Raw genomic sequence first — 10,677 nt, 5'->3', positions numbered from 1 at the left:
AACGTCCTGGAGCCGGAACTCGACCAGAACTGACAAGGAAATCTACAATCGACACCGCGCAACGCCCAACCCCGCCGAATCGGTCACGTTCCCGAAATCGGCGGTCACGTTCGCCGAAATCCGCACCAAAACCACGGCGCAAGAAGTATCCGGGACGGTTGCCGGTTGCGAACAGGGCTGCGCTGAACGGCATCCTGTTCGTGCTCAAGACCGGTATTCGTTGGCGCGACTTGCCGACAAAACTTGGATTTGGCTCGGGCTCAACCTGCTGGAGACGGTTGCGCGACTGGCAGAAGGCGGGTGTGTGGAAGCGATTGCACGAACTACTGCTGGCGAAGTTACGCGAGGCAGGCGGACTGGACTTCTCGCGAGCAGCCGTCGACTCTTCATCTGTGCGAGCCGTTGGGGCGGGCGAAAAACTGGACCGAACCCCACGGATCGCGCGCGACCAGGTGCCAAGGACCACATCCTGGTAGACGCCAACGGCGTTCCTGTCAGCGCGATCCTGACAGGCGCGAATCGCAACGACGTCACCCAATTGCTGCCACTCGTTGACGCCATTCCACCGATGCGCGGCGTGCGTGGCCGACCTCTTCAGAAGCCCAAAGTCATCTACGCAGACCGCGGCTATGACTCCGAGACGCATCGTCAGAAGCTTCGCAAGCGCGGCATCATTCCGGTGATCGCCAAGCGCCGGACAGAGCACGGGAGTGGTCTGGGCAAGTTCCGATGGGTTGTCGAACGTACTCATGCGTGGCTTCACAACTTCCGTCGTCTTCGTATTCGCTTCGAACATCGCGCTGACATTCACGAAGCATTTCTCAAACTCGGTTGCTCCCTCGTCTGCTGGAACATCTTCAGACGGACGGAGCAGCCTTTTTGAATCCGTCTCTTAACGGTGCTTTGCATGTCGTGCCGGCTAAAATAGTCTGCACTGGCCGACCTCGACCACCTCTGCCTCCAAGCTGATAAACGCCCGTCCATGTGGACGGCCACCGCCGATTCCATCCTCGGAAGGATGAGACGCCTATACAAAACGGTTTCTGAGACACTGGAGGGGCGGGATCAATTGTCTGCATGGTCGTCCTGTTTGTCCAACTCCCCACGACATATGTCGACATTGTCGCGTTAAGTCGTTCCCTGAAAGTGGCGGTTGGCCTGTTGCAGAAAACTGCAGAACCCAACTCCGACGAGCATTCCTGTCGGATCACCATCACGTCGCTTCTTAGCCTCGCCCGGAGTTTGCGTGTGCTAGCCCGCAGGCGTCGGCCGAAGACAGCTTGCTCGGCGGGGCGGCATCATGCAACTGGTTGCGGGTTTCTTCCAGCTGGGGAATCGGTTGAAATGGCCGCCGGGCCTGGGTTCTACCCGGCTGACAGGAATCGGCTAGAATCCCAATGCTTTGAAGGTCGAAATGGCCGAAAGGCAGTCGTGGCAAAAGATTCCAACGAAATTGAGCGTCGAAGAGTTCGAGCAATTTGTCTGGCCGCATCTGAGCAAGGGCCGTCGCGGACCACTGCTCAGTGTGCTCCGACCCGGTACGATGAGCAACTGGGAGAACTTGACGGCAAGGCTGGCCGTGGCAGTCAAGGACCGGCTCACCCCATGATTGGGCAGATTGCGATCCACCTGGGAAAGCGGAAAAGAGGGTGTAAGGATTTCCTGATGTGAAAATCAGGACGCCACGCCTCGTTTTTCCAGCTTCCGCTGAATGTGACAGGGATTCTGGTCGCTGACTATGAGTCGTCGAAGCGCAATTGGAAAACCGATACATCATGATTGCCTATCTGTCGGAGCGGGAGAACGCCATCGAGGAAATTAATTCGCTCTGTCTACGACTGTTCGATGCGTGGTGCGAGACTCGTCGTGTGACCTTGCTTGCGTATCTGATGCACTGCTGGCCGTTGCTCGACAGCACGCCGAAGATGCTTTAGCGCCTTGGCGAAACCATGCGCGATCTGCGGTTCTATTACGTCGACCAACTCGACGAATCAGAGTTTCAGATGCATCTGTCGATCGACCCGGAGATGAATGTCCACCAGATCGCGATCACCGGGGACAACGTCTCCGACGAGGCGGGCCTGAATGCGATGCTGGCAGTCGACGCGAACGTCGACTGCGTGATCGCCGACGGCGCGTACTACAGTATTGCGCAGACCGAGGCGTGGTCAGCCTGCGGCGTGCTGCCGGTGATTCCCCCACCGGCCAATGCGGTCGTTCACAATCAGCCGGCGACGCGCTGGTACGACCATCTCGTTCGGTACATCAAGGACAAGGGCATCCATGCGTTCCGCAACAAATACGGGTACGGCCAGCGCGCGCTGGTCGAGGCGCAGATCTCGCGAATCAAGCGTTGCATCGGCGCGCGGCTACTGACGCGCAAAACCGAATCGCAGCAGCGCGAGGGCGCGATTATCGCGAACCTCGTGAATCTGTGGAACAGTTTCGGCAAGGCTGTTTGCGTCAAAAATGCCTAGTTGCGTCTGCAACCAACTGCGGCACTGCCCTGCTGAACAAAGCCCCTCCAGGGTATGTTTCGGTGGCCGGGGAAAGCCCAATGTTCGGCTCAAACGAATGAGGGAGCGCACCGGATCTACCGGGGCCGAAACGACGTGGGCGGCACTGTGCGCGTGGGCGGCGACAATTAGCTTGGCCGGCGCATTGACTCAGGTTATTTGTTACCGAGCCGAGGCCGTTGCCTCATGTAATTTGCTATCCGTCAGAATGCTGGCGGGAGCGACTTATGGCGAGGCGGCTCAGCATGGCAACAAGACGGGAATTGGTCGAAGCGGTCGGCGAGCGGTACCGCCGTTCGGGGCGCGTTGAGAAGTGCGAGATACTGGACGAATTCGTTCAGGTGACCGGGTATCATCGCAAGCACGCTATTCGCGTGCTGTGCCGCGAGCCCGGGCCTTCAAGAACGAAGCCCGGCCCGCAGCGACGCTACGATGATGAGGTGCGTGCCGCGCTGATCAACCCTGTGGGAGGCGGGCGATCGGATCTGCGGCAAACGGTTGAAGGCGCTCATCCCAACGCTGATCGACTCGATGACACGGCATGGCCACATGACGCTATCGAAGGACGTTCGCCAGCGGTTGAACCAGATCAGTGCCGCCACCATTGACCGGCTATTACGTGACGTGCGCGAACAGGCTTTTGCCGGTCAACGCCGACGCGCTGGCGGGATCGGAAATGCGATTCGCCGTGCGGTGCCAATCCGGACGTTCTCTGACTGGGATAATCCTCTGCCTGGTTACCTTGAGGTTGATTTCGTCGAGCATTGCGGTGGCACCAAGATCGACGGCGACTTCGTGCACAGCTTCGTCCTGACCGATATTGCGACTGGATGGACGGAATGCCTGGCCATGCCCTATCGAAGCGGTGCGTTCGTTCTCGAGCACGTCGAACAAGTTCGTCGAGCATTGCCATTTCCGCTTCGCGGTCTGGATTGCGATAACGATACGGCTTTCATGAACGAAGCTGTATTCGACTTCTGCAAAGCAACGGGTATCGAGCTGACGCGCTCGCGCGCGTACAAGAAAAACGATCAGGCGTGGGTCGAGCAAAAGAATGGCGCCATTGTGCGTCGCCTCGTTGGCTATGGCAGGTTACGCGGACTCGAAGCCACGGCAACCCTTGCTTCCCTGTACGAGGTGTCGCGGCTGTACATCAACTTCTTCCAGCCGTCATTCAAGCTGAAATCGAAGACCCGTCACGGCGCGAGGGTGACGAAGCGCTATGAGGCGCCCTTGACGCCGCTTGAGCGCGCCTTGCGGTCGGCGTCGGTTCCGGAGATGACCAAACGCAGACTGCGTGCGCAGTTTCGCGCGCTCGACCCGCTGGACCTCTTGAGCCGAATGCGCGACGCCCAGCAGCGTGTCGCCGAATGCAGTGCTTCCGGAGCGGCGCCGACGGAGACAAAGCCATCCGGTCAAGTTCCACTCGCGGAATTCCTGGCGAGTCTCGGGACAGCGTGGCAGGCCGGCGAGGTAAGACCAACGCATCACCGAAAAGCGCACGTCCCCCACACTTGGCGCAGCCGGGAAGATCCGTTCGAGCACACGTGGCCGACAATACAGAAATGGCTTGAAAGCGAGCCCGGAATTACAGCAAGGAAACTGCATGAACGGCTCGTCGCACTGGCACCGGCGATGTATTCCAGCGCCCAGTTGCGTACGCTGCAACGCAGGGTGAAGGCATGGCGATCGAACCGTGCCAGAGAACTGGTCATCCAGATACTCGGCGACACGGACGCGATAAAGGCTGGCACCGCTACGCGGCACCAGCCGTCATCGCAAAACAATCGGAGAATGACAACTACCCGGGAGTAACATGATCCCGTGAGGCAACACGCCGGCCACGCTGCTTGACGCTCTCTAGTGCGCGAACGAACGCTTCGCAAAAACGCGATCTTTCGACTCAAAATCTCCCGAAGTATTGTGTATTTTGGGTCTTTAAGTCGTGCGCGAGCGACAAAGGAGAGTTTTGTACCCTGAACCTTGATGGCTTGACGCTCGGTTCTGCAGGAAGAGCTACTTCTTCGTTTTTTTTCGAGGAGAAAAGAGATGGGAAAAGTGTATTGGGACGAAGCCGAATTCAAAAAAGCGAATGAAAGACTCGATGTATTGGCCTTGGGCGACTCTTGGTTTTGGTACCCCGAGAATAATTTGCTGAACTCAATCAACAGATTTTCAAACGAGCCCAATATCCTATGTTTCGGGGCTAATGGAGCGACGTCAGTTGAATTAGCCAGCGGCTTTTACTATGCGAGCTTCATTTCTGCATTGAAGGGATACACAGCGGTAGCTGCCGTCCTGATCAGCGCTGGAGGTAACGATTTCGCCGGATTCGATGACTTTCAAAAAATATTGAAACCGGATTGTTCTAACGCCAAAAAACCCTCGGACTGCTTCGACAGCGTAGGCTTAACGAATTTGATCAACACTGTTTACCAGTCGTATGAACGGCTTATTCACGCAACGTTAGCGATTCGGCCGAGCGCCAAAATTCATCTCCATAACTATGATTACGCAATCCCGACGGGAAAAGGCTTTTTAGGTCTCGGGCAATGGTTGAAAGCGCCGATGGATGCCCGAAGAGTTCCCGATCCAGACGATCTAGCACCGGGTTCGTTTCGGCGCACTCTAATTAAGATTCTCATTGACGAATTGGGCGTGATGCAAGACTCCTTGGTGCGCGATTTTATTGCCTCAGTAATTCGCGTGAGGACGCCTGGGATCTTGTCGGATAACGAGTGGGCAAATGAGTTGCACGCCACACCAAGTGGGTTTAATAAACTAGGAAAGCAGTGTTTCTCGCCAGTTCTCGGGCCAATAGTTCTTGGACCCGCTCCGCAAAAACATCCCGAGCAGATCATGCTTGCGTCGCCATCGACAAAGTCACGGAAGAAAGTTTCCAAGAAAAGCGGGGCTAAAGCACGGAAGGAAGCTCGTATTTAATATCCGATCGACCAGGGAGGGATAGCATCCCTTTCATGAGACTCCAAATTCTCAATGGAAAAGGCAGTTTGGGCCCACATCGAGCTTCCAGGATGAGCCGGTTTGCAGGGGTAACTGGCAGGGTTCTGTTGCAGTAAGGCCCACGTTAAAATTGGGTAGCGAATTTTTGAGCTGTGCGATGAAGAAGACAAAGACACCGCGAACCACACTCGCGCCGTGCCTGGCCAAGATCCTGAAGCGCCTTCACTACCCGCTTGAAGTGATTTTGCTGTGCGTGCGATGGTACGTGGCCTATTCGCTGAGTTTGCGCAATCTTGCGGAAATGATGGGCGAGCGTGGTATCGCGGTAGATCATTCGACGGTGTACCGCTGGGTCATCAAACTGCTGCCGCTCTTCGAAAGGAGCTTGCGCAAGCACAAGCGTCCGGTTGGGAAAAGCTGGCGAATGGACGAGAGCTATATCAACATCAAAGGCGAGTGGAAATATCTTTACCGGGCAGTGGACAAGGCGGGCGACACGGTCGACTTCCTGCTCAGGGCCAGGCGGGACAAGGTCGCTGCCCGGCGGTTCTTTGAAAAGGCGATCGCCCATAATGGTACGCCAGAGACCGTGACCATCGACAAAAGCGGCTCCAATCTGGCCGCACTGGATGCGGTGAATGCCGATTGCGAGACGCCGATCAAGGTCCGTCAGATCAAGTACCTGAACAACATTGTCGAACAGGACCATCGGGCTATCAAACGCCGGACCCGGCCGATGCTGGGATTCAAGAACTTCCACCGTGCGAGGGTCATTCTCGGCGGCATCGAGGTAATGCACATGATCAGGAAAGGACAGATGAAATGTGCGGGCAAAGACCCGTCGTCTGCTTCCCAGCAGTTTTACTCCCTTGTGTCATAAGCAATACTTATCATATCGACATTTCTCGTCCCGACACCCTTACTGCAACAGAACCGGGCTTCGTCTATGTCGCGTTCATCATCGACGTGTTCGCCCGACGCATTGTCGGCTGGCGTGTGTCAAGGGCGGATCCAACCGGTCGTCGCAACACTCGATTATTGAGCAGACCTCAGGTATTCGTCCAGTGCTTCGGCAGGTGTCTTCCAACCAAGTGTTTTCCGGGGTCTGGTATTCAGTGCATTGGCAACGGCCTGGATTTCTCGAGCGCTCCACCGGGACAGGTCTGTACCCTTTGGGAAGTATTGTCGCAAGAGACCGTTCGTGTTCTCGTTCGTGCCGCGCTGCCATGGACTGTGCGGGTCGGCGAAGAATACCTGTACCCCGGACTCGACCGTGAAACGGGCGTGATCGGATAGTTCTTTGCCACGATCCCAGGTCAATGACCGCCACAACTGGGCGGGCAGGTCAGTCACGGTCTTCTTGAGCGCATTGGCCATCGTGACAGCTCCGTAGCCAGCCAGCGCAGGACCATTCTTCGTTCTGGGAATCAGCCCGTAGCCCTCCTCGCGAGGCAGATGGACGAGCATGGTGAACCGGCTTGACCGCTCAACCAGCGTTCCGATCGCGGACCGGTTTAGGCCGATGATCAGGTCACCTTCCCAATGCCCTGGCACAGCACGATCTTGCGCTTCAGCAGGCCGGCTGGAGATCATCACCTCCTCGCTAACGTGCGCCCAGGCCTTGGCCTGTGCCCGGGCCCTCGGCACGCGCAACGCCCGCCCAGTGCGCAAGCAGTTGACCAGCTCGCGCTTGAGAGCACCTCGGCCCTGGATATAAAGAGCCTGGTAAATGGCTTCGTGAGAGATGCGCATGGATTCGTCATCCGGGAAGTCGATCTGCAGCCGATTGGAAATCTGTTCGGGCGACCAGCCATTGACCCATTTGCGATCACCGCGATGCGGTTTGTTTCTCCCTTTGAATGGTGCTTGCCGTGGCCCAGAAATCTCACGACCATCAGCGTCGCGAACCTTGCCCTCCAGACGGTCTTGCGCGTAGTGGCGCAGCCGCGAGTTAGTCACCAGTTTCGAAGGTTTGGGTCTTTTGGCAACCAGCTCCGCCTTCCACTGCGCAACCGAAGCCCGATACTCAAGCTGCCCGCCACGCGTTGCAGCGTTACGTGTCAGTTCCCGGGAGACCGTTGATGGGTTGCGTCCAATACGGCGAGCAATCTCGCGCACCCCGACGCCTTGATGCGAAAGTAGTCCAATCTCTTCTCGCTCCGCGAACGACAGGTACCTCCCGGATATCGGGCTCAACATGGAAAGTGGCATGCCGCCATTATGTCGGAACCAGCGAGTGCCTACTGCCTGCGACACGCCAACCGCCTCTGCAGCCTTCTCGCTTGTAATGCCTGTTGCGATTTGCTCCCAGAATCGCCGCTCGATCTCGCGCCGATGCGACGGCGCACCGGGCGAGCGCATCGCTCCTCGCCCTGTCAACTTATGCATCCAACCGGCTGGTCGTCCCATAAACATCTCCTCGATCAAAGGTGTTGCGACGACCGGTTGAATCCGCCCGGTACGCGAGCCACGAATTTCAGTGCAGGCTGGCTGACTATGGCATGCGTTGCTCTATGAGCCGCAAAGGAAATTGCTGGGACAACGCGCCGACGGAGAGCTTCTTCAACAGCCTGCTAGGGCTTCGCTGAAGAAGCCATCGTTTTCGCAAACAGCTTGATGCTGAATTTCGGAACGCGAGATGAGCGATGCGACTGGTTCGATTTTCTGGCCATGAAGGGCCTTGCAAGCGGGTCTCTCGACCCACTTTGGCTGCTCATGGACGCACCTGTGCCATCAGCCGCGTGCGGCTCATGTAGATGTTGGCAAGCGCGAGTACAGAAGGCGCGCGTGGCGTTCTTCGCGAGGCCGCGATAGCGCACCTTGCCAAAACCCCACAGCCGCTTGACCACCGCAAAGAGGTGTTCAACCCGGGCACGAATCTTCGACTTGTTGCGGTTTTTCGAACGCCTAGCTTCATCGACTTCACCACTGCGATTGCGTACACGCTGGTTGGTTAAGTCCTTCGCTTTCTTCGCCTTGCTGGTGATGAGTTTCTTTTGGCTCGCATAGGCGCTGTCGCCGTACACACGCCGCTCGTCGCCGTGCAGCGGCGCCGGCAGCGGATGCTTGTCATGCACGTTCGCCGCCGTCACTACCGTGCTGTGTGCCAGACCCGTCTGGCTATCCACACCGATGTGAAGCTTCATGCCAAAGTACCACTGCTGGCCCTTCCTCGTCTGATGCATTTCGGGGTCTCGCGCCTTGTCCGCATTCTTTGTGGAACTGGGCGCACCGATGATGGTGGCATCCACAATCGTGCCGGTGCCTACCTTCAGTCCGCGCCCTTGCAGCACCTCGCCGACCCTCGCGAACAATTGCTCGCCGAGCTTGTTGCGCTCCAGCCGCCGCCGGAACTTCAAGAGCGTCGTACCATCGCGAACGCGCTCGCGTCCCAGGTCAACCCCGACGAATCGCCGCAATGCGGTGCTATCCAGCAGCGCTTCCTCGCAGGCTTCGTCGGCCATGTCGAACCAGTGCTGCACAAAGTGCATGCGCAGCATGCGCTCCAGACCCACCGGTGGGCGACCGCCTTGACCCTTCGGATAGTACGGCTCGACAACCTCGCACAGTTGCGCACACGGCACGATCTGATCCAACGTCTCAAGGAATTGTCCTTGTCGACGTTGATCGACTTCATGTCTTTAATCGCTGTAGCGTCGTCGCGCAAAGTGAAGTCGCCCACCACAAGCAATTTAAGCGGCAGCTCAACTTCTTCCCTTGATTCTCCGGTGGCCGGTCGATAAACGATATTGACCCGCTCCTTGGGAGCGGTTGAACTTTCATATGCCATATCTAACTCCGAAAAAAGCTAGCCGGTGTGGAGGTGCGAGACAGCATGCCCTTTTTCTGTCCACGTCTTCACCGTCGCGTTGTGCGCTAGACCTTTGACAAACCGGTATTCGGTTTTGGCAGAGTTTAGATGCGGAACGAATGTGCCGCCATGCTGCTTGTTCCGGTCGAAGGACCCGGCAGCGCATCAGAATCGGATTGCATTCCGATGTAAAGGACGGTTTCCGAGATTTCCTGCGGAGCCAAGCCATCCACGTTCGTCAGCACCAGCGCGATCGAATCGCTCACATCCTGCGGAATCGGCTCGTCTCAGGCCCGCTTCATACTCCGGCCAGTTCGTCACACGATGCGCCATCTTCGGGATGTGGTGCCGACGAGCGGCGTTGTGCTTATGCGGCATGCGTCTATTCAGAGAGAACGGGAACGTCATCTTATTACCCCTATCTTTCATCGACCTATCTATGCACCAACGCCCATTTGATCGCTTTCACTTGCCAGTTTCGCCATCACTCTCGCCGGGCGGCTCGGCACCGTGCGCACGGATCGCGGCAATCAGCTCGGCCGGCGTGATCTCATAGCGCACCTCGCGCTGAGTCCCGGGTTTGCGCTGGTCGACGTCGATCAGGACCAGGCTTTTGCCGTCGGGCGCAGCTTCGAGTCGCACTGTGCGCCTCACGCTCGCGGTCAGCGCGTCGCTGTCAGTCAGCAGATGGACGGCGCCGTGCGCGCCATTGTGTGTGGGGGGGGTCATCGGACCAGGCTCCTGAAAAGACTCACCGGTGATACCTGCAAAAGCTCACCGTCCGAATCGGACGGCGCGTTCAGTCGAGGTCGAACAATGCCCGGTCTGCCGGCCGGTTGAGAGCCTCATCCATCATTTGCCGAAAGTCGGCTTCGTCCATTTCTCCGCGCTCAACTCGCCGCAAGACGGCCTCACCCACGAGCGCAAGCTTTCGTGCCTGGTCGGCTTTGCTCTCCTTGTATGCCTTGCGGCGCGCCTTGTCGGAAGCTTTTCGTGCCTCTTTCAGGGCGCTCAGCTTTTGCTCCGTCGCCGCTAGACGGTCTTTCAGCAATGTCATCAGTTGCTCCTTACACGTCCAACCATTCTAATCGCACACGATTTGACACGCGCTATTGACACCGCAGCCCTTGATCTGCCGCAAGGAGCACCTTCATTACGTCCTTCTTGTCACACGCACCCTGTATCGTGCAGGAATAGGACATTCCGTGAGGAATAGGTAGCCATGCCGAAAATCGATGCAGGATCCCGTCCGGCGGCACTAGCAGGCTGTTGAAATACCTCCCGCGCACGTCATCCGCGCGGGAGGGGTAAACGTTGAAACAAAGAACCGGACAACACTGAGACTGAAGCGATGCGCGGAGCGGACGGCTATACCGAGTCGATGTT

9 protein-coding genes and 6 pseudogenes are annotated in these 10,677 nt (G+C 57.5%); 8 read left to right on the top strand and 7 right to left on the bottom strand.

The features are described from left to right. Positions 1-158: 158 nt before the first annotated feature. The 8 genes and pseudogenes from ACLFKU_RS40965 to ACLFKU_RS40930 all read left to right on the top strand — a co-directional run. Positions 159-260, top strand: a pseudogene (locus tag ACLFKU_RS40965) (transposase); the annotation flags it as partial. A gap of 44 nt (positions 261-304) precedes the next feature. Beyond that, positions 305-883, top strand: a complete 579-nt coding sequence (locus ACLFKU_RS40960) for an IS5 family transposase (protein WP_410853013.1) — start codon at positions 305-307, stop codon at positions 881-883. A gap of 892 nt (positions 884-1,775) precedes the next feature. After that, positions 1,776-2,003 (top strand): annotated as a pseudogene (locus ACLFKU_RS40955) (hypothetical protein); the annotation flags it as partial. Further along, complete coding sequence (locus ACLFKU_RS40950; RefSeq protein WP_410853015.1) at positions 2,004-2,477, top strand: transposase; 474 nt, start codon at positions 2,004-2,006, stop codon at positions 2,475-2,477. It begins immediately after the preceding pseudogene. Positions 2,478-3,014: 537 nt separating this feature from the next. Further along, complete coding sequence (locus tag ACLFKU_RS40945; RefSeq protein WP_410853012.1) at positions 3,015-4,331, top strand: integrase catalytic domain-containing protein; 1,317 nt, start codon at positions 3,015-3,017, stop codon at positions 4,329-4,331. 234 nt (positions 4,332-4,565) lie between these two features. Beyond that, the gene (locus ACLFKU_RS40940) at positions 4,566-5,459 is read left to right on the top strand and encodes a hypothetical protein (RefSeq protein WP_410853011.1); all 894 of its coding nucleotides are present in this window, start codon (positions 4,566-4,568) and stop codon (positions 5,457-5,459) included. Positions 5,460-5,637: 178 nt separating this feature from the next. Next, the gene (locus ACLFKU_RS40935; protein ID WP_410853010.1) at positions 5,638-6,360 is read left to right on the top strand and encodes an IS6 family transposase; all 723 of its coding nucleotides are present in this window, start codon (positions 5,638-5,640) and stop codon (positions 6,358-6,360) included. Positions 6,361-6,407: 47 nt separating this feature from the next. After that, positions 6,408-6,488: pseudogene (locus ACLFKU_RS40930) on the top strand (integrase); the annotation flags it as partial. Positions 6,489-6,515: 27 nt separating this feature from the next. Here the strand turns inward: ACLFKU_RS40930 and ACLFKU_RS40925 are convergent. The 7 genes and pseudogenes from ACLFKU_RS40925 to ACLFKU_RS40895 all read right to left on the bottom strand — a co-directional run bounded on the left by ACLFKU_RS40925 (position 6,516) and on the right by ACLFKU_RS40895 (position 10,348). Further along, a complete protein-coding gene (locus tag ACLFKU_RS40925; protein ID WP_410853014.1) occupies positions 6,516-7,868 on the bottom strand; it encodes an IS30 family transposase in 1,353 nt (450 codons plus the stop codon). A gap of 359 nt (positions 7,869-8,227) precedes the next feature. Further along, positions 8,228-9,100 (bottom strand): annotated as a pseudogene (locus ACLFKU_RS40920) (IS5 family transposase); the annotation flags it as partial. A 47-nt stretch (positions 9,101-9,147) separates the two neighbouring features. After that, positions 9,148-9,270: pseudogene (locus tag ACLFKU_RS40915) on the bottom strand (type VI secretion system contractile sheath small subunit); the annotation flags it as partial. Between the two features lie 125 nt (positions 9,271-9,395). After that, a complete protein-coding gene (locus ACLFKU_RS40910) occupies positions 9,396-9,557 on the bottom strand; it encodes a hypothetical protein (protein WP_410853016.1) in 162 nt (53 codons plus the stop codon). Between the two features lie 7 nt (positions 9,558-9,564). Further along, positions 9,565-9,669 (bottom strand): annotated as a pseudogene (locus ACLFKU_RS40905) (IS5/IS1182 family transposase); the annotation flags it as partial. Between the two features lie 87 nt (positions 9,670-9,756). Continuing rightward, complete coding sequence (locus tag ACLFKU_RS40900) at positions 9,757-10,020, bottom strand: hypothetical protein (protein ID WP_410853009.1); 264 nt, start codon at positions 10,018-10,020, stop codon at positions 9,757-9,759. A gap of 70 nt (positions 10,021-10,090) precedes the next feature. Next, positions 10,091-10,348 (bottom strand): hypothetical protein, encoded by a 258-nt coding sequence (locus ACLFKU_RS40895; protein ID WP_410853008.1) that lies wholly within the window; start codon positions 10,346-10,348, stop codon positions 10,091-10,093. Between the last annotated feature and the right edge of the window lie 329 nt (positions 10,349-10,677).

Source organism: Paraburkholderia sp. EG304 (genome assembly GCF_046543485.1).
Lineage (GTDB): Bacteria > Pseudomonadota > Gammaproteobacteria > Burkholderiales > Burkholderiaceae > Paraburkholderia > Paraburkholderia youngii.
Note: the sequence above shows the minus strand (reverse complement) of the source record. Positions and strands in the feature narration are given on the sequence as shown.

Bases quoted from the DNA above. Each gene is read 5' to 3' on its own strand.
- ACLFKU_RS40895 (WP_410853008.1), bottom strand. From the start codon at position 10,348: ATGACATTGCTGAAAGACCGTCTAGCGGCGACGGAGCAAAAGCTGAGC.
- ACLFKU_RS40950 (WP_410853015.1), top strand. From the start codon at position 2,004: ATGCATCTGTCGATCGACCCGGAGATGAATGTCCACCAGATCGCGATC.
- ACLFKU_RS40900 (WP_410853009.1), bottom strand. From the start codon at position 10,020: ATGACCCCCCCCACACACAATGGCGCGCACGGCGCCGTCCATCTGCTG.
- ACLFKU_RS40935 (WP_410853010.1), top strand. From the start codon at position 5,638: ATGAAGAAGACAAAGACACCGCGAACCACACTCGCGCCGTGCCTGGCC.
- ACLFKU_RS40940 (WP_410853011.1), top strand. From the start codon at position 4,566: ATGGGAAAAGTGTATTGGGACGAAGCCGAATTCAAAAAAGCGAATGAA.
- ACLFKU_RS40925 (WP_410853014.1), bottom strand. From the start codon at position 7,868: ATGCATAAGTTGACAGGGCGAGGAGCGATGCGCTCGCCCGGTGCGCCG.